Origin of the sequence: Bradyrhizobium sp. TM239 (genome assembly GCF_036247985.1) — a bacterium.
Classification (GTDB): Bacteria; Pseudomonadota; Alphaproteobacteria; order Rhizobiales; family Xanthobacteraceae; genus Bradyrhizobium; species Bradyrhizobium ottawaense.
In genome coordinates, this window is the sequence record NZ_BTIR01000013.1 from 226,448 (window position 1) to 244,384 (window position 17,937).

The following is a 17,937-nucleotide window of genomic DNA, read 5'->3' on the forward strand; positions in this document are numbered from 1 at the left end:
AAGAAGGCAGTCGCGCTGCAGTGCGGCATGCATGGCTTGCACGTTTGTGTACAAACGGTATCGTCGCGACGTAGATTTTCGCCATGACTTGGCCGAGCGCTTGGAAACGAGGATGACGCAGACACCGATCCGCCTCACCGTGAACGGCAGGATCCACGAGGTCGCTGCAGCGCCGGAGACGCCGCTGCTCTACGTGCTGCGCAACGATCTCGCGCTCAACGGCCCGAAATATGGTTGCGGCCTCGGCGAATGCGGCACCTGTACTGTCCTGATCGACGGGGCCGCGGCCCGCTCCTGCGTGATTCCCGTCAGTGGCTGCGCCGGCCGCGACATCGTGACACTCGAAGGGCTCGGCACGCGCGACAAGCCTGACCTCGTGCAGCAGGCCTTCGTCGACGAGCAGGCCGCACAATGCGGCTACTGCCTCAACGGCATGATCATGACCACCAAGGCGCTGCTCGCGATCAACCCGCGGCCGACGGAGCAGGAGGCGCTGGCGGCGCTACGCTACAATCTCTGCCGCTGCGGCACGCATGTTGAAATCCTGCGCGCCGTGATGCGCGCTTCCGGCCAGCTCACCGAGGCCGTTGATTGATGGCCTCCCCTGCCCCTGATGGAGCTGAGCGCCAATCCGGCTCGCTCGTCGTCGCGCGCACCGTGGACGAACTCACATCCGAGACTTTCATCCGCATCACCGCGGATGGATCGGTCAGTGCCTATAACGGCCATGTCGATCTCGGCACCGGCATCCGCACCGCGCTCGGCCAGATCGTCGCCGAGGAGCTCGATGTGTCCTTTGCGCGCGTCGTCGTGGTGCTCGGCGACACTGCGGTGGTGCCGAACCAGGGCGCGACGATCGCGAGCGAAACCATCCAGATCACCGCCGTGCCCCTGCGCAAGGCCGCGGCGCAAGCACGCCACTTCCTGATCGCGCGCGCGGCCGAGCGGCTGGAGCTGCCGGCGGCGGATCTCAGAATCGAGGACGGTCTCGTGCGCGGCCGCGACAACCGCAGCATCAGCTATGGCGAATTGATCGGCGACGAGACGATCAGCCTCGAGCTTGCCGACGACGTCACCGTCAAGGCGGTCGGCGATTATGCCATCGTCGGCCAGTCGATGCCGCGCGTCGATCTTCCCGCCAAGGCCACGGGCGAGTTGACCTTCGTTCACGATATCCGCGTCCCCGGCATGCTGCACGGCCGCGTGGTGCGCCCGCCCTATGCCGGCGTCGATGCCGGTCCGTTCGTCGGCACCAGCCTGATCGCGGTCGATGAAGCGTCAGTACGCGACGTTCCCGGGCTTGTCGCCGTGGTGCGCATCGGCGACTTCGTCGGAATCGTCGCCGAGCGTGAGGAAAATGCGATCCGTGCGGCGGAGCAGCTCAAGGTGAGCTGGAAGCCGACGCCTGAGCTGACCGATCTCGCCGACGTCGAGACTGCGCTACGCGCCAATCCATCGACACCGCGCACGCTGATCGACAAGGGCGACGTCGATGCGGCCATTGCCGGCGCGTCCAAGCCGATGCAGCGCACTTACGTGTGGCCGTATCAGATGCACGCCTCGATCGGCCCGTCCTGCGCCGTCGCGGATTTTCAGGACGACAACATCAGGGTCTGGTCGGGCACGCAAAATCCGCACGTGCTGCGCAGCGACCTCGCGCTGCTGATCGAGCGTCCCGAGAGCGAGATCGAGGTGATCCGGCTGGAGGCGGCCGGCTGCTACGGCCGCAACTGCGCCGACGACGTCACCGCCGACGCGCTGCTCCTCTCGCGCGCGGTCGGCCGCCCCGTGAGGGTTCAGTTGACGCGCGAGCAGGAGCACGCCTGGGAGCCCAAGGGCACCGCGCAGCTCATCGACGTCAATGGCGGTCTGGATGCGGACGGCGGTATCGCGGCATATGATCTCGCCACGCGTTATCCCTCGAATGCCGCACCGACTCTGGCGCTGCTGCTGACGGGTCGGATCTCGCCCGAACCTGCCGTGCTGCAGATGGGCGACCGCACCGCGATCCCGCCCTACGATTACGACCACATGCGCGTCGTCGCGCACGACATGCCGCCGATCGTGCGCGCCTCCTGGTTCCGCGGCGTCTCCGCGCTGCCGAACACCTTTGCGCACGAATCCTACATCGACGAAGCCGCAACCGAGGCCGGCGTCGATCCGATCGAATACCGCCTGCGCTATCTGAAGGACCAGCGCGCCGTCGATCTCGTCAATGCGGTGGCCGAGCGCGCGGGCTGGACGCCCCGGCCGGTGCGCGAAGAGAAGGACGGGGAGATCGTGCACGGGCGCGGCTTTGCCTATGCGCTCTACGTCCACAGCAAGTTTCCCGGCTACGGCGCGGCGTGGTCGGCATGGATCGCTGATGTCGCGGTGAACAAATCGACCGGCGATGTCAGCGTGACCCGCGTGGTTGCGGGACAAGATTCCGGATTGATGATCAATCCGAACGGCGTCCGCCACCAGATCCACGGCAACGTCATCCAGTCCACCAGCCGCGCGCTGATGGAAGAAGTCTCGTTCGAGCGCGGCGTCGTGGCCGCGCGGGAATGGGGCGCCTATCCTATCATCCCCTTCCCCGACGTGCCCAAGATCGACGTGCTGATGCTGCCGCGTCAGGACCAGCCGCCGCTCGGCGTCGGCGAGTCCGCCTCGGTGCCGAGCGCGGCGGCGATTGCGAACGCGATCTTCGATGCCACCGGTGTGCGCTTTCGCGAGCCGCCGTTTACGCCCGAACGCATTCTGAGGGGATTGCACGGTGAAACATCGCCCGTGCCGCAGGCCCTGCCCGCGCCCGCCGCGCCGCAGCCGTCGCGCATCTGGCAAAATCCCTTCGCCAAACGCGCCGGCATTGTCGCGACGATTGCCGCCGTCTGCACCGCCGCGATCGGCATTGGTGCGGCGCTTCTGCCGGGGCGCGCGATTGCCCCGATCGCCCGGCCCGACGCATCGGTCTATTCCGCGGCGACGATCGCGCGCGGAGAGCAGCTCGCGGCGCTCGGCAATTGCGCGGAGTGCCACACCGCGATCAATGGCGTGCTCAATGCCGGCGGCCGCGCCCTGGAGACGCCGTTCGGCACGATCTATACGACCAACATCACGCCCGACGTCGAGACCGGCATCGGCGCCTGGTCATACCCGGCGTTCGAGCGCGCGATGCGCGACGGGCTACACCGCGACGGGCGGCAGCTCTATCCCGCCTTTCCCTACACGCATTTTTCGAAAACCAGCGATGCCGACATGCAGGCGCTGTACGCGTACCTGATGGCGCAGCCTGCGGTGCGCGCAACAACACCCGCGAACACGCTCGCCTTCCCGTTCAATCTGCGCCCGTTGCTCGCGGGATGGAATGCGCTGTTTCACGCGGCGAACCCGTTCAGACCCGACCCCGCCAAATCCGAGCAATGGAATCGCGGCGCTTATCTGATCGAAAGTCTCGGCCATTGCAGTGCCTGCCATTCGCCGCGCAACGCTCTCGGCGCCGAGCAGCGCGGGGCATATCTTGCCGGGGGCTTCGCCGAGGGCTGGGAGGCGCCGCCGCTGACCTCGCTCTCGCATGCGCCGATCCCATGGAACGAGGACGAGCTATTCGCTTACTTGCGCACCGGACATTCGCGCTATCACGGCGTGGCCGCCGGCCCGATGGCGCCTGTTGTCAGGGACCTCAAGGCCCTGCCCGACCAGGACATCCGCGCGATGGCGGTCTATCTCAACTCGTTCAACGACACCGCGCCCGACGCGCCTGCGCTCGCGGTAAAACTCGAGAGCGCAACGCAAGTCACCGTCGCCTCGTCTACCGGCGCGCGGCTCTATCAGGGCGCCTGCGCCGTCTGCCACGAGGTCGGCGGCCTACCGCTGTTCGGCAGCCGTCCCTCGCTCGCGCTCAACAGCAACATCCACAGCATGAAGCCGGACAATCTCGTACAGGTCATCCTGCACGGCATCGCCGAGCCGGTATCGAGCGATCTCGGCTACATGCCGGCGTTCAGGAACAGCATGAGCGACGCACAGGTGGAGGAGCTCGTCAGCTTCCTGCGCGGCCAGTTCGCGCCGGACAAGCCGGCGTGGACCGGCATCCGCGAGGCGATCGCGCGGGTGCACAATTCAATCCACTAAGCGTGCTTCTTCATCTCCACCGGCGGCGTGCCGTGGGTGTGGAAGGACTCGATCGTCTTCAGCCCCCACGCCTGGCCCTTCTTGCGCTCCTCCTCGGTCCACACGATCGGCTTCCAGTCCGGCGCGAGGATCAGGCGCGCACCGGCATTGGCGACTTCGACACGGTTGCCGCCGGGCTCGTAGACGTAGAGGAAGAAGGTCTGCTGGATTGCGTGCTTGTGCGGGCCGGTTTCGATGTGGATGCCGTTCTCCAGGAAGATGTCGGCAGCGCGCAGAATTTCCTCGCGGCTGTCGAGCGCATAGGTGACGTGGTGGAAGCGGCCCGGCACGCCTGAATGGTCGAGCGAATAGGCGAAATCGTAGCTCTTGTTCGACATCGTCAGCCACATCGCCGCTTCCCGCCCGTCGTTGAGCACGATCTGCTCGGTGAGCCGGCAGCCGAGATAATTCTCGAAGAACTCGCGGTTGGCTTTGATGTCGACGGCGAGACAGTTGAGATGGTCGAGACGGCGGACATTGACGCCGCGCGCGGGAAAGCGCTGGGCCTGGTTCTTCAGCGCCGGCTTCAGCTCCGGCGGCGCCTGATACCATTCGGTCTCGTAATAGAGCTCGACGATGTGGCCGTCGGGGTCGCGGCAGCGGAAGGTCGGCCCCTGCCCCATGTCGCCGTCGATCCAGCCGATGTCGAAGCCGGAGTCCTTGAGCGCGGCCACGCGGCGCTCAAGCGCCTGCTGGCTGCGCGCGCGCAGCGCCATGTGCTCCATGCCTGAGGTCTTCGACGCCGTCAGCTTGAGCGAGTAGCGCTCGTAATCGTCCCAGCCGCGTAAGTACACCGACTCGCCCTTCTGGCCGCTGACGGTCATGCCCATGACGTCGACGAAGAATTTCAGACTTTCCTCGGGCTTGGGCGTCAGCAGCTCCATATGGCCGAGATGAGCAAGATCGAGGATCGGTTCGGGTTGCATGCTTTCCTCCAGGGCGCAGCTGGCGATCCGCGGACCGGATCGCGTCATCGGGCGCAAGGCTGCAACGCGCTTATGCCCGGAGGCGGTCACGCGGACCGCTATTTGTACCAATGTACAAATGATTAGGTCTCGTCAACAAATCAAACGTTGCCCGGATCGAATGGAGACGTCCCCCGAACGGTGGACTGACTGGCCGGATGGTAAAATGTTCCTTAATTGCTTCTCTCTCCAACGGGCTGAAATTGCGCCAATTTCCCGCCGTTTCCGCCCGCAAATATGCAATCGGAACAAACCTCACGGCCGAATTGTCGCGGATTTAACGAAGTGCCCGCGCCTGCCGCTTAACCGTTTGTCCAGCGACGGCCGCGCATAGTCCGAGCAAATCCCTTGCTCTTGCCAGGTTCATTCATCGTGACATCCTTTGGACGCGTGATTTCGGTTCGCGGATCGCTCGCCCGGGTCGGGCTGCTGGCAGAAAGCCAGATGCCGATCTCGGAAGTTCGGGCGACCGTCGGCCGCTTCGTCAGTATTCGCAGCGCCAGCTCGGTCATCGTCGCGATGATCACCGAGGTGTCCTGCGAGAACCTGTCGAACAGCGACAATTATATCGCGATTGCCTCGGTCGACCTGCTCGGCGAGATTCTCAACGCCAGCGACAAGCCGAAATTCCAGCGCGGTGTCACCAACTATCCGACCATCGGCGATGCCGTCGATCTGATTACCAGTCAGGAGCTGCGCACGATCTACGCGCCGACCGGCTCGGACCAGATCAATGTCGGCTTCCTCCAGCAGGACCGCTCGGTCGTCGCCTATGTCGATGTCGAGGAAATGCTGTCCAAGCACTTTGCGGTGCTGGGATCGACCGGCGTCGGCAAATCCACCGGCGTGTCGCTCCTGCTCAACGAGATCCTGAAGGCGCGTCCCAACCTGCGCATCTTCCTGCTGGACGTGCACAACGAATATGGCCGCTGCTTCGGCGACCGCGCGCTGGTGCTCAACCCGCGGAACCTGAAGCTGCCGTTCTGGCTGTTCAATTTCGAGGAAATCGTCGACGTGCTGTTCGGCGGCCGCGCCGGCGTGCCCGAGGAGCTCGACATCCTGGCCGAAGTGATCCCGCTGGCCAAGGGGGTCTACACCCAATACCAGAACGCCGACCGCATCGGCCTCAAGCGCATCGATCCCAAGCAGATCGGCTACACCGTCGACACCCCGGTGCCGTACCGCCTGGTCGACCTGATGTCGCTGATCGACGAGCGCATGGGCAAGCTCGAGAACCGCTCCTCGCGCATCATCTATCACAAGCTGATCTCGCGCATTGAAGCCGTGCGCAACGACCCGCGCTACGCCTTCATGTTCGACAACGCCAATGTCGGCGGCGACACCATGGCCGAGGTCATCAGCCATCTGTTCCGCCTGCCGGCGAACGGCAAGCCGATGACGGTGATGCAGCTCGCCGGCTTCCCGGCCGAGGTCATCGATTCCGTCGTCTCGGTGCTGTGCCGCATGGCCTTCGATTTCGGCCTGTGGAGCGACGGGGTCTCGCCGCTGCTGTTCGTCTGCGAGGAAGCGCATCGCTACGCCTCCGCCGACCGCAACGTCGGCTTCGGGCCGACCCGCAAGGCGGTGTCGCGCATCGCCAAGGAAGGCCGCAAATACGGCGTCTATCTAGGTCTCATCACCCAGCGTCCGGCCGAGCTCGACGCCACCATCATCTCCCAGTGCAACACGCTGTTCACGATGCGCCTTGCCAACGAGCGCGACCAGGCGCTGCTGCGCGCCGCGGTGTCGGACGCCGCCGCGAACCTGCTCTCCTTCGTACCCTCGCTCGGCACGCGTGAAGTGCTGGCCTTCGGCGAAGGCGTCGCACTGCCGACCCGGTTGCGCTTCAAGGAGGTGCCACCGCACCAATTGCCGCGCGGCGAGGCTACCATCAGCAGCGTGCCTTCGGTCACCTCCGGCCACGACATGCATTTCGTCAGCGCCGTGCTCGAACGCTGGCGCGGCGCCACCTCGCAGCGCGACGTGCCGAACGATCCGGTGTTCTCGGCTCCGCCCGCCAAGACGCTCTCCAACGTCGAGGCCCCGATGCTGCAGCCCTCGATGGGGCTCGACCCGGACCGCTTCTCCCTCCTGAAGAAGCCGCTGCGGTAAAGACCTTCGTGTCCCGGACGCGCTGCAGCGTGACACGCTGCTGCGCAGAGCCGGGACCCACGCCACAATCACGGCACTCTCGGAGGCATGGGCGCCGGCTCAGCAGCGCACCGCGTCGGACGATGCTTCGCATCTGCGCTGCGTCCGGGGCGCGAGACGCCTCTGGAGCCTCTCGCCCGCATCGACTATGGTCTCCGGCCGCAAGCCGGAATCCATGACCATGACACAGCCCGCGCAACGCTTTCCCGCTCCCGCTCTCGATACGCTGCCCGATGACATCCGCACGCGTCTTCTCGCGGTGCAGGAGAAGAGCGGCTTCGTGCCGAACGTGTTCCTGACGCTGGCCTACCGTCCCGACGAATTCCGCGCGTTCTTCGCCTATCACGACGCGCTGATGGAGAAGGACGGCGGCCTCACCAAGGCCGAGCGCGAGATGATCGTGGTCGCGACCTCGGCCGCCAACCAGTGCCAGTATTGCGTGATCGCCCACGGCGCGATCCTGCGCATCCGCGCCAAGAACCCGCTCATTGCCGACCAGGTCGCGGTGAACTACCGCAAGGCCGACATCACGCCGCGGCAAAAGGCGATGCTCGATTTTGCGATGAAGGTCTCGGCCGACGCGCAGCGGATCTGCGAGGACGATTTCGCCGCGCTCGCGCCGCACGGCTTCAGCGACGACGACATCTGGGACATCGCCGCGATCTCCGCCTTCTTTGCGCTGTCGAACCGGCTGGCGAATTTCACGGGCATGCGCCCGAACGACGAGTTCTACCTGATGGGACGTGTGCCGAAGAAGTGACGAACAAGACATGACCGAGATGGACTGGCCCGAAATCCTGCTGCGCCTCGGCACCGCGACGCTCGCCGGCAGCGCGATTGGCCTGAACCGCGACCTGCACGGCAAGCCGATCGGGCTGAAGACGCTCGGCATCGTCGGGCTTTCCACCGCAACCGTCGTGCTGCTCGCGGTCCAGTTCGCCGAGCCCGGCAAGATCACCGATGCGACGAGCCGCGTGATTCAGGGCATCCTGACCGGCATCGGCTTCCTCGGAGCCGGCGTCATCGTCCACGAGAGCGATCGTTTTCGCGTGCGCGGCCTGACCAGCGCGGCCTGCACCTTCCTCGCCGCCTGTCTCGGCATTGCGTGCGGCGTCGGGCAATGGAAAATCGTCCTGGTCGCATTGGCCTTCACTTTCGTGCTGCTCACGATTGGCCGCCGTGTCGAACGCTGGCTGCATCGCGCCCTCGGTGGCAAGGAAGATCCGCACCGGGCGGAGGCTTCGCCGAAGACGAGCCCCCAGGACAGCGGCTAGAATCGCAACCGCCGGCCCCAAAGCGGCTTCAGCAGTTCGAGCGCCGTGAGCACCAGCAATCCCGCGCCGAGCGTGACCATCAGATCGTCCAGGTGCAGGGGACCGAACCGGAACAGACTGGACGCCGGCGGCCAGAACAGGGCCGCAGCGAGAATGGACGCGATCGACAGGAATATCCAGAGCAAGGCCGGGTTCGGGCGGAAGAAGGCTGACACGAACGACGCGCTGAAGGACCGGTTGGCCAGCACCAGCGCGACGATGCAGACGACGAGCGCGATGAAGGCCAGCGTGCGCGCCTCGTCGGGCGGAATGCCAGAACGAAGCGCAACGACGAAGATCGCGGCGATCAGAACAAATGCAATGACCCCCTGCAGGACGCTCCAGCCGACCAAGGCCCACGAGAACAGCACTGCATCAGCACGCCGCGGCGGGCGGCTCATGACATCGCGCTCCTCCCGCTCGGCTTCGAACACAAGCGAGCAGACGGGGTCGATGATCAGCTCCAGAAACGCGATGTGAACGGGACCGAGAATCACGGGAAGCCCGAACACCAGGGGAAGCAGGGCTAGCCCCGCGATCGGAACGTGGACGGCGAAAATGAAGGCCATCGCCTTGCGGAGATTGTCGTAGATCCGGCGCCCCAGCCGAATGGATGCGACGATCGAGCCGAAATCGTCGTCGAGCAGGACGATCGAGGATGCCTCGCGGGCGACATCGGTGCCGCGGCCACCCATCGCGATCCCGATATGCGCAGCCTTCAGCGACGGCGCGTCGTTGACGCCGTCGCCGGTCATCGCGACGATCTCGCCGTTGCGCTTCATCGCCTGAACGATCCGCAGCTTCTGCTCCGGCAGGACCCGCGCGAACACGTTCACGTTCCTGGCGAGTGCCTCCAGCCCGCTCTCGTCCGCGAGCTTGATCTGCTCACCGGTCGCGACCTCGTTGACGTCGAGCCCGGCCTGCCCGGCGATCGCCATGGCGGTCGCCGGATAGTCGCCCGTGATCATGACGACGCGGATGCCGGCCGAACGACATTCGGCCACTGCCTCGGGGACGTGCGGACGAAGCGGATCGGCCAACCCGACCAGACCGAGGAAGCGAAAGGGGAAGCCCTCCTGCGAGCTCGGCAGGGCCTCGCCGTCGTACGCCGCGGCGGCAACGCCGAGCACGCGAAGACCGTCCTTGGCCATCGCCGGGACCGCATCCCGCATCGCGTCCTGGTCCGCACCGTCCAACTTGCAGAGGCGCGCGATCGCTTCGGGAGCCCCCTTGGCCGAGGCGAACACTCCCTGGGACGATTGCCAAACCTGGGTCATCGCCAGCAGCTCGGGGCGCAGGCCGTAGGTACGAATCAAGGTCCGAGCACCCGGGATTTCATCATCCTCCGGCAGGCTCGCCTGCGCGAACACGTGCAGGGCCTTCTCCATCGGATCGAACGGTTCTGGCGAGCTCGCCAGAGCACTGCAACGCGCCAGCTCGAAAAACTCCGCTCCCACGGGCGCCGCCTGCGAAGACACCACGCGCACGCTCGTTCCGTCGCCCAGCCTCAGTTCCGCAACCGACATCCGGTTCTGCGTCAGCGTGCCGGTCTTGTCAGTGCACAGCACCGTGGCGGAGCCGAGCACCTCGATCGCGGCCGCGCGCCGCGTCAGCACGCGCGCCTTCGAGATCCGCCAGGCACCCATGGCCATGAACACCGTGAGGACGACGGCGAACTCCTCAGGCAGCATCGACATGCCGATCGCGATGCCTCCGAGCATCGCCTGCAGCCAATCCCCGCGCAACGTTCCATAAAGCAGGACAGCCGCCAGGCTGATCGCCGCGCCGCCGAGAAAGCAAAGCCGGACGAGCCGTGCGGTCTGCTGCTGCAGCCGCGGCGGCTCCTGTTGCAAGCCATGCAGCGACAGTCCGATCTTCCCGATCTCGCTGCGAGGGCCGGTGGCATCGACCTCGGCGAGGCCCTCGCCTCGCACGACCAGCGAGCCCGAATACACGAACGGCAGGTCATCGCCGCCCGGGCGATGGTCGGCCAGGGCGGTCTTTTCAGTCAAGGAAGCCTTGGCGACCGGCGTCTCGATGGCTTGCTTGCGAACCGGAACCGATTCTCCGGTCAGCAGGGACTCGTCAACCGCCAGATCACGCGCGCTGACGAGCACCGCATCCGCCGGAATCCGATCGCCTTCGGCCAGGACGAGGAGATCGCCGCGGACGACGTCCCGGCCCGCGATGCGCCGGCGCTCCCCGTCCCTGACCACGAGCGCTCGCGGACTGGTCAGCTCTCGCAACGCCTCCAGCACGCGCTCGGTGCGGGTTTCCTGCACGATCGTGATCACGACGGAGATGGCGCCGAATGCCAGGAGAAGCAGCGCCTCGCGGAGGTCGCCGAGCAGCAGGTAGACCAGCCCGCCACACAGAAGGAGGGCGAGCATCGGCTCGCGCAGCACCTCGAGCACGATGCGCAGGGGCGTGCGCCGTTCGGGCCGAGGCAGCTCGTTGTAACCGTCCTGTTGCAGCCGAAGTTGGGCCTCGGTTTCGCTGAGCCCAACCGAACTTGCGCCTTCTTCCTTGCTCACGTCTTCCGCCGCATGCTCCAGAGACTTCCAGCCCCCACGACGGCTGTCACGAGCAGGACGGCGACGAAGGTCTGAATGATGGTGAAGTTCAGGGCATCACGCGCGACGAACAGCGCGGTGAGCGCGCCGGCGACGATGAAGACGATGCGAAAGATGAGGCTCATGGTCGTGTCTCCAAATCTGCATGACTTGGAGCCCGGACCCTCGACGGGGCGCAACGATGCTTCTGCAACCATGCAGAGAGACTTTAGCCCGTCACAGCGGCGCAGATTTGCGACAAGTCAAGCCTGATCCCGCAATCACCGCATCTGGCCAGCCGACGGGTGCGACGTGGTGTCCCGCCGCGAGCGATCAGCCGCGGCATCGCTCATGGTTGCAAGGCGCCGTGCCGCTAGCGCTTCGCCATCAACTCGAGCGCCGGAGCAAAGCGCTCCGCGAACGTCAACGATTTGGCGTGGTGAACTGCGGCAAAGGATGCCGAGATTCCTGCCGAAGCGACCGCGAGCAAGGCAATGACGAAAACCAGACGGCGCATGTCCGCCTCCTGTGTGAGCTCGACTACCCCATAGAGATGGGACGGCTCTGTTTCAGGACGGTTTCATGGGCGCGGAAATTGATTTCACTCAAGCGCCTGTGATGGGATTCGGCTTATCAGGGCCCAAGCCATAACCAACTAACAGTCATCGGCGTGTTTTGCAGCGAAATGCGAGCCGCGTTGGGAATTTTGCACCCGCCTCTGCGATCCTGAGCAACGCGACGACGAGCAGCATCCGCTGGAATGTGGAGTCATCGAGGACTATTCAAATGAAGATCGTGATCCAGAAGCTCAATGGCCTGTGGCACCTCATCGTCGGATCGTGCCTGATCCGAACGCCCTTCCTGGATACCCAGGACCGCGCGCTGGTGGTCACTTACGCCCGCCGCGCCTATCCCGGCGCCAGGATATTCCAGCGCGACTGACGCGAGCGGCTGCGCATGGTGGCCAGCTCACGAGAGCGTTTCCCGACGCCCCTAATCATCGTCCTCCGGACCGCACCAGCCGGGCAGGTAGATCGCGTCCTTGCTCTTGGCTGCGGACATCGCCTTCTCGAGCGCCTTGTCGAAATCGGCCTCCACCACCTTGCGCGTGACCTTTCGGCGCAGGAAATCGGCCCACAGGAATTCGGAGAACGGCGTGGTGTCCTTGGCGAAGCCGCCCAGGCGGCGCAATTCGCCGGCAAGGCTGCGGAACGGATCGTCCTTGAGATCGGCAACCGATTTCGGCAGGTCGCGGAACTGTCGCCGTTCGCCCTTGGCGTCGTAAGGGTAGACCCAACGCTTGTTGTCCATCACGCCCCAGAACGCCTCGCGCTCGACCATGCGCAGGTCGCCGACGATGGTCACCAGCACCTCCTTGACGCCTTCGTCGTGCAGCGCGCGGCCGAGATGATGATGGTCGATCACGTAGTAGCGCGCGTCCGGACCGTAGACGACGGGGATCATGTGCTTGCCGAGCAGATCGGCCTGCTTCTTCTTGTCATGCTCGCGCCAGCGCTTCCGCTTCTCCTTGACCTCGCGCATGCCGACCGTCATCTGCGTCGGCCGGAGCGACAGGATCGGGACCGGATGCACTCTCGGCTCACGCGCGTTGGTCGTGGTCATGGTCGAAGGCCCCTCGCATGGATGCAGCTGACGGTTCAGGTTCCCGGACTATGACATGGGCCATGCGCTGGCAAAACGTGTTCGGAAGGACGCGGAGATCACAAGCCGATGTAGAGGGAACGAAGATGGGAGTCCTCGGCTCCTGCTATGTCCGCTGCTGCAACGCACCCCCTTGCGTCCCCTGCCGCCGACATGACGGCCGGTTCCGGGATCGCTTTCCACAGTCCATGCACAAATAGTGCGAGCGTACAAATGCATGCGGTAATTGCGAAGATTTTCTGCAACGCGTTCATTACGTGTGCTATCTAAAATCGCTGCTTCGGAGTGATCCCCGCCCCATGACTACTCAGCGGCCCATAAGCTCTGATGACGAGCACCGGGTGCTCCAGTTCAGGCCGCGCACCTCGCCTTCCCCGACGGTCCACCGCGGCAATGGCACGGTGCAGCCGTTGCGAGTCGCCCCCCCGCTCGACCTGTCGCGCTACGAGCAGCCCCGTGCGGAGCCGGACGATTTCCGCCATCGGATGCTCGCCAACATCGCGGCGCTGGCTTTCACCATCGCGCTGACCGCCATCGGAATTTGGCTCGCGGTCAGCATCGCCGACCTCCGCCGGACCCAGGATTGCGTGCTGATGGGCCGTCGCGACTGCGTCAAGATCACGACCCCGCACATCTAGGCCCGCCTCGCCGCCGGCCCCGGCGGGCAAGGGGCTCCGGCGGGGCATCCCCAGCCCTGTCTCGCCGCCGGCCCGGCTCCATTGAACTCAGGGCGGCGCTCCGATATACGGGCTTTCGACCCGGCCAGAGGGGGGTTTGAGGGCGTCATCAGGGGCGCGATGCCCACCCACCGTGCCACTCTGGATAATCCGACAAATATCCGCAATATATCAAAGGCTTAGTGATGTCTTCTACATTCGATCAGGTCGCCACGATCATCGCTGAAACCTGCGACATCCCGCGCGACACGATCACGCCGGATAGTCATGCCATCGACGATCTCGGCATCGACAGCCTCGATTTCCTGGACATCGCGTTTGCGATCGACAAGCAATTCGGCATCAAGCTGCCGCTGGAAAAGTGGACCCAGGAGGTCAACGACGGCAAGGCGACCACCGAGCAGTATTTCGTGCTGAAGAACCTGTGCGCCCGCATCGACGAACTGGTTGCGGCCAAGGGCGCGAGCGCCTAAGCGCGCCGTCATGCAACTCGAATACTTCCATATGATCGATCGCATCGTCGACCTCAAGGTCGACGAGAAGACGATCGTCGTCGAAGCCCAGGTCCCGAAGGAGAGCACCATCTTCGAGGGGCACTTCCCGGGCTATCCCTTGATGCCCGGCGTGCTCCTGATCGAATCGATGGCGCAGGCCTCGGGCTGGCTTCAGCTTGGCGTGTTCAAGTTTGAACGCATGCCGATCCTTGCCGCCGTGAAGGAGGCCAAGGTCCGCGGCTCGGTCTTCCCCGGCGATCTCATGAGCATCGAGGCGAGCCTCATCCATGAAGGCTCCGGCTATGCCATGACCGAAGCCAAGATCAGGGTCGGCGGCAAATTGCGCGCGAATTCGGCGCTGACCTTCACGCTGATCCCCTTCCCCAATGCGGATATGCGCGGCTACATGACGAAAGTCGCCGAGCGCGTCGGCTTTCCGCAACAGGCCGTATCGCCATGACTGACACTGCTTCGAAGCCCGGCCAGACCGAAGTCTGGATCACCGGCATTGGACTCGCGACCTCGCTCGGCGAGGGCCTGGACGCCAACTGGGCCGCGCTTCAGGAGAAGCGCATCAATGTCGACGAGAAGGGCTTTGCGCCCTACATCGTGCATCCCTTGACGCCTGTCAGCTTCGACAGCCAGATCCCGAAGAAGGGCGACCAGCGCCAGATGGAAGCCTGGCAGCGCATCGGCACCTATGCCGCCGGCCTTGCGCTCGATTCCGCCGGGATCAAGGGCAACAAGGACGTCCTGTCGAAGATCGACATGGTGGTGGCCGCCGGCGGCGGCGAGCGCGATCTCAACGTCGACACCGGCGTCTTGACGGCCGAGGCCAAGGGCGCGAACGCGCCCGGCTTCCTCAACGAGCGCTTGATGAGCGATCTCAGGCCGACGCTGTTCCTGGCGCAGCTCTCCAATCTGCTCGCCGGCAACATCGCCATCGTGCACGGACTTGGCGGCACCTCGCGCACCTTCATGGGCGAAGAGGTCGCGGGCGCCGACGCTGCCCGCATTGCGCTTGCGCGCATCGCCTCGGGCGAGAGCGACATCGCGCTGGTCGGCGGCTCGCACAACGGCGAACGCAAGGACTTGCTCGTCCTCTACGAATTCGGCGATTTCAACCTCAAGGACAAGTTCGCTCCCGTCTGGGCGCGCAAGGACCACGCCGGCTTCGCGCTCGGATCTGCCGGCGCCTTCCTGGTGCTGGAATCGAAAGCGCATGCGCAAGCGCGCGGCGCAAAGCCGTTCGCAAGACTGTCGAGCGTCGTCGCCGACCTCGCCCGGCGCAAGCAGCCCGGCGACATGGCCGCCACGTTGGAGCAGCTGTGGGCCAAGCTGCCCAGGCGCGAAGGTAAAGGCGCGATCATCTCAGGCGCGACCGGTGCGGAGCCCGCGACAAGCGAAGAGCGCGGCTTCCTGAAGGGCCATGCCGACTACCCGGTGCGTTCGACCGGCACGATGTTCGGCCACACCATGGAGACGCAATTCCCGCTCGGCATCGCGCTCGCCGCGCTGTCGATCTCGCGCGGCGCGCTGTTCCCGCCGAACGATTCCACGGGCACCGAGATTGAAATGCAGGGAGCGCCCACCCAGATTGTGGTGGTGGGAGCCGGACATTGGCGCGGCGAAGGCATGGCGCTGGTCGAAGCAGTTAGCTAGCTCTATCGGGGGATCGACATGACTGCACCACGCGACAAACTCGGGCGCCCCGTCGTCGTCGTCACCGGCATGGGCATCATGACCTCGCTCGGTGCCGGCAAGGCCGACAATTGGGCCAAGCTCGTCGCCGGCGAATCCGGCATCCGCACTATCACGCGCTTTCCGGTCGACGGCCTGAAGACCACGATGGCCGGCACCGTCGATTTCGTCAGCGTCGATCCGTTCTCCTCCACCGGCCTGTCCGAGCGGATGGCTGAGCTCGTGACGGAGGAAGCGCTCGAGCAGGCCGGCATCGGCGCCAAGGCCGATTTCCCGGGCCCGCTCTTCCTCGCGGTTGCGCCGGTCGAAGTCGAATGGCCGCAGCGCCGCGAGCTCGGCCGCGCCGTCGGTGCGCTCGACTTCAACTATGACGATCTCTTGCGCATCTCCGGCGGCGGCAAGTACAGCGCCTATCATCACCGTTTCATGTTCGGCTCGGTGGCCGCGCACCTCGCCGAGACCTTTGGCACCAAGGGCTCGCCGATCTCGCTGTCGACGGCCTGCGCGTCCGGAGCCACCTCGATCCAGCTCGGCGTCGAGGCGATCCGCCGCGGCGAGACCGATGCTGCGCTGTGCGTCGCGACCGACGGCACCGTGAACCCCGAGGCGCTGGTACGCTTCTCGCTGCTCTCGGCGCTGTCGACCCAGAACGATCCGCCGCAGGCGGCCTCCCGCCCCTTCTCCAAGAACCGCGACGGCTTCGTCATGGCTGAAGGCGCCGGCGCGCTCGTGCTGGAAAGCTACGAGGCCGCCACCGCGCGCGGCGCAAAAATCCTCGGCGTGATCGCCGGCTGCGGCGAGCTCACCGATTCCTTCCATCGCACCCGCTCGTCGCCCGACGGCAAGCCGATCATCGGCTGCATGAACAAGACGCTGGCCGATGCCGGCATGACGCCTGACCAGATCGACCACATCAACGCGCACGGCACCGCGACGCCCGAGAACGACAAGATGGAGTTCAACACGACATCGGCCGTGTTCGGCGAGCTCGCGCAGAAGATTCCAGTGACCTCCAATAAGTCGATGGTCGGCCACACCATCTCGGCGGCAGGCGCGGTCGAGGCGATCTTCTCGCTGCTCACGCTCGAGCATCAGCGCATCCCGCCGACGATCAACTACGAGACGCCGGATCCCACGATCCTGTTCAACGTCGTCGGCAACAAGGCGCGCGACGCCCGCGTCACCGCAGTGATGTCGAACTCGTTCGGCTTCGGCGGTCAGAACGCCTCGTTGATCCTGACCCGCGAACCGGCCTGACCGGACGCATGGCGCTGCTTCCTGCGAGCACGAAGGCCCGCGCGCGGGAGGCTGCGAAATCGATCGGCGGCAGCCTGATCGGCGCCGCCACCGTCGGCATGCTGCGCACCACGCGCTATTTCGATCCGGTCAAGACCTCGGACTTTTTCGCGCGCGTGGTGAAGCTGATCGGCCCGCGCCTGCGCGAGCACCGCATCGGTCGCGCCAACCTCACCGCGGCGTTTCCGGAGAAGTCACCCGAAGAGATCGAAGCCATCCTGATGGGCGTCTGGGAGAATCTCGGACGCGTCGGCGCCGAATTCGCCCATATGGATCACGTCTGGGACTACGACCGGGACCATCCCGAAAACAGCCGGATCGAACTCCCGGCGCGCAGCATCGAGCTGTTCGACCAGATCCGCGACGACGGCAAGCCGGCGCTGATCTTTGCAGCTCACCTCGCCAATTGGGAATTGCCGGCGCTCGCCGCCGTCTCGCATGGCCTCGATGCCGCGATCCTCTACCGCCGGCCCAACATTGAGTCTGCCGACCGCATCATCCAGGAGATGCGCCAGGTCAACATGGGCACGCTGATCCCGGCGGGACGCGACGCGCCGCTGCGCCTCGCTCAGGCGCTCAAGGACGGCAAGCACGTCGCCATGCTGATCGACCAGTATCTCACCGGCGGCGTCGAGGTCACCTTCTTCGGCCGCAAGACCCGCGCCAACCCGATGCTGGCCCGCCTGCTCCGCCAGGTCGAATGTCCGATCCACGGCGTCCGCATCATCCGCCTGCCCGGCGGCCGCTTCGCCGCCGAGATCACCGAGGAGGTCCAACCGGTGCGCGATGCCGACGGCAGGATCGACATCCAGGGCACGACCCAGGCGATCACCAGCGTGGTGGAGAGCTGGGTCCGCGAGCATCCCGAGCAGTGGCTGTGGCTGCACAGGAGGTGGCGGTAGACGCCGTCACTGCGAGGAGCCAAGCGACGAAGCAATCCAGAGTGGCCTCACCGAGAGATTCTCGATTGC

The 17,937-nt window shown here is 65.3% G+C and carries 17 protein-coding genes; 12 read left to right on the plus strand and 5 right to left on the minus strand.

Annotated features, from left to right (window positions below; translation table 11 throughout):
* The first annotated feature begins 112 nt into the window (after window positions 1-112).
* Together AABA84_RS23625 and AABA84_RS23630 are read left to right on the plus strand one after the other, a co-directional pair.
* A complete protein-coding gene (locus AABA84_RS23625) occupies window positions 113-595 on the plus strand; it encodes a (2Fe-2S)-binding protein (RefSeq protein ID WP_338307140.1) in 483 nt (160 codons plus the stop codon).
* Entirely contained in the window at window positions 595-4,116 is a 3,522-nt protein-coding gene (locus AABA84_RS23630; RefSeq protein ID WP_338313358.1) for a molybdopterin cofactor-binding domain-containing protein, read from the plus strand. Before AABA84_RS23625 ends, AABA84_RS23630 begins: the two co-directional genes overlap by 1 nt.
* On the opposite strand, the gene AABA84_RS23635 is transcribed toward AABA84_RS23630, so the two are convergent.
* Complete coding sequence (locus AABA84_RS23635; protein ID WP_338313359.1) at window positions 4,113-5,081, minus strand: catechol 2,3-dioxygenase; 969 nt, start codon at window positions 5,079-5,081, stop codon at window positions 4,113-4,115. The two genes, AABA84_RS23630 and AABA84_RS23635, sit on opposite strands and share 4 nt — an antisense overlap.
* A gap of 411 nt (window positions 5,082-5,492) precedes the next feature.
* Here AABA84_RS23635 and AABA84_RS23640 point away from each other — a divergent pair, with 411 nt between their 5' ends.
* The 3 genes from AABA84_RS23640 to AABA84_RS23650 all read left to right on the plus strand — a co-directional run bounded on the left by AABA84_RS23640 (window position 5,493) and on the right by AABA84_RS23650 (window position 8,545).
* Entirely contained in the window at window positions 5,493-7,232 is a 1,740-nt protein-coding gene (locus AABA84_RS23640; protein ID WP_212246660.1) for an ATP-binding protein, read from the plus strand.
* A 220-nt stretch (window positions 7,233-7,452) separates the two neighbouring features.
* On the plus strand, window positions 7,453-8,031 hold the full coding sequence (locus tag AABA84_RS23645; protein WP_338313360.1) for a peroxidase-related enzyme: 579 nt from the start codon (window positions 7,453-7,455) through the stop codon (window positions 8,029-8,031).
* 10 nt (window positions 8,032-8,041) lie between these two features.
* Window positions 8,042-8,545: an MgtC/SapB family protein gene (locus AABA84_RS23650; RefSeq protein ID WP_212246664.1), complete on the plus strand. Its 504-nt coding sequence runs from the start codon at window positions 8,042-8,044 to the stop codon at window positions 8,543-8,545.
* Here the strand turns inward: AABA84_RS23650 and AABA84_RS23655 are convergent.
* From AABA84_RS23655 to AABA84_RS23665, 3 genes are all read right to left on the minus strand, one after another.
* Window positions 8,542-11,118, minus strand: a complete 2,577-nt coding sequence (locus AABA84_RS23655) for a cation-translocating P-type ATPase (protein WP_338313362.1) — start codon at window positions 11,116-11,118, stop codon at window positions 8,542-8,544. The genes AABA84_RS23650 and AABA84_RS23655 overlap by 4 nt on opposite strands.
* Window positions 11,115-11,282 carry a hypothetical protein gene (locus tag AABA84_RS23660; RefSeq protein WP_212246668.1) on the minus strand — a complete coding sequence of 56 codons (168 nt, stop codon included), beginning with the start codon at window positions 11,280-11,282 and terminating at the stop codon, window positions 11,115-11,117. The genes AABA84_RS23655 and AABA84_RS23660 overlap by 4 nt, the downstream gene beginning before the upstream one ends.
* Window positions 11,283-11,509: 227 nt before the next feature.
* Window positions 11,510-11,653 (minus strand): hypothetical protein, encoded by a 144-nt coding sequence (locus AABA84_RS23665; protein ID WP_167443344.1) that lies wholly within the window; start codon window positions 11,651-11,653, stop codon window positions 11,510-11,512.
* A gap of 269 nt (window positions 11,654-11,922) precedes the next feature.
* Between AABA84_RS23665 and AABA84_RS23670 the strand changes: the two genes are divergently transcribed.
* Window positions 11,923-12,078, plus strand: a complete 156-nt coding sequence (locus AABA84_RS23670; protein ID WP_162832237.1) for a hypothetical protein — start codon at window positions 11,923-11,925, stop codon at window positions 12,076-12,078.
* Window positions 12,079-12,129: 51 nt separating this feature from the next.
* Here AABA84_RS23670 and AABA84_RS23675 read toward each other — a convergent pair whose 3' ends face one another.
* Window positions 12,130-12,759: a ParB-like protein gene (locus tag AABA84_RS23675; protein WP_212246670.1), complete on the minus strand. Its 630-nt coding sequence runs from the start codon at window positions 12,757-12,759 to the stop codon at window positions 12,130-12,132.
* Between the two features lie 338 nt (window positions 12,760-13,097).
* On the opposite strand from AABA84_RS23675, the gene AABA84_RS23680 reads away from it, so the two are divergent.
* The 6 genes from AABA84_RS23680 to AABA84_RS23705 all read left to right on the plus strand — a co-directional run bounded on the left by AABA84_RS23680 (window position 13,098) and on the right by AABA84_RS23705 (window position 17,868).
* Window positions 13,098-13,436, plus strand: a complete 339-nt coding sequence (locus AABA84_RS23680) for a hypothetical protein (protein ID WP_212246672.1) — start codon at window positions 13,098-13,100, stop codon at window positions 13,434-13,436.
* A gap of 224 nt (window positions 13,437-13,660) precedes the next feature.
* The gene (locus tag AABA84_RS23685) at window positions 13,661-13,948 is read left to right on the plus strand and encodes an acyl carrier protein (RefSeq protein WP_007592476.1); all 288 of its coding nucleotides are present in this window, start codon (window positions 13,661-13,663) and stop codon (window positions 13,946-13,948) included.
* A 10-nt stretch (window positions 13,949-13,958) separates the two neighbouring features.
* Window positions 13,959-14,429 (plus strand): 3-hydroxyacyl-ACP dehydratase FabZ family protein, encoded by a 471-nt coding sequence (locus AABA84_RS23690; protein ID WP_212246674.1) that lies wholly within the window; start codon window positions 13,959-13,961, stop codon window positions 14,427-14,429.
* Window positions 14,426-15,631, plus strand: a complete 1,206-nt coding sequence (locus tag AABA84_RS23695) for a beta-ketoacyl-ACP synthase (protein ID WP_338313364.1) — start codon at window positions 14,426-14,428, stop codon at window positions 15,629-15,631. The genes AABA84_RS23690 and AABA84_RS23695 overlap by 4 nt, the downstream gene beginning before the upstream one ends.
* An 18-nt stretch (window positions 15,632-15,649) precedes the next feature.
* Window positions 15,650-16,927 carry a beta-ketoacyl-ACP synthase gene (locus AABA84_RS23700; RefSeq protein ID WP_028145255.1) on the plus strand — a complete coding sequence of 426 codons (1,278 nt, stop codon included), beginning with the start codon at window positions 15,650-15,652 and terminating at the stop codon, window positions 16,925-16,927.
* Window positions 16,928-16,935: 8 nt separating this feature from the next.
* A complete protein-coding gene (locus AABA84_RS23705; protein WP_338313365.1) occupies window positions 16,936-17,868 on the plus strand; it encodes a lipid A biosynthesis lauroyl acyltransferase in 933 nt (310 codons plus the stop codon).
* Window positions 17,869-17,937 lie beyond the last annotated feature (69 nt).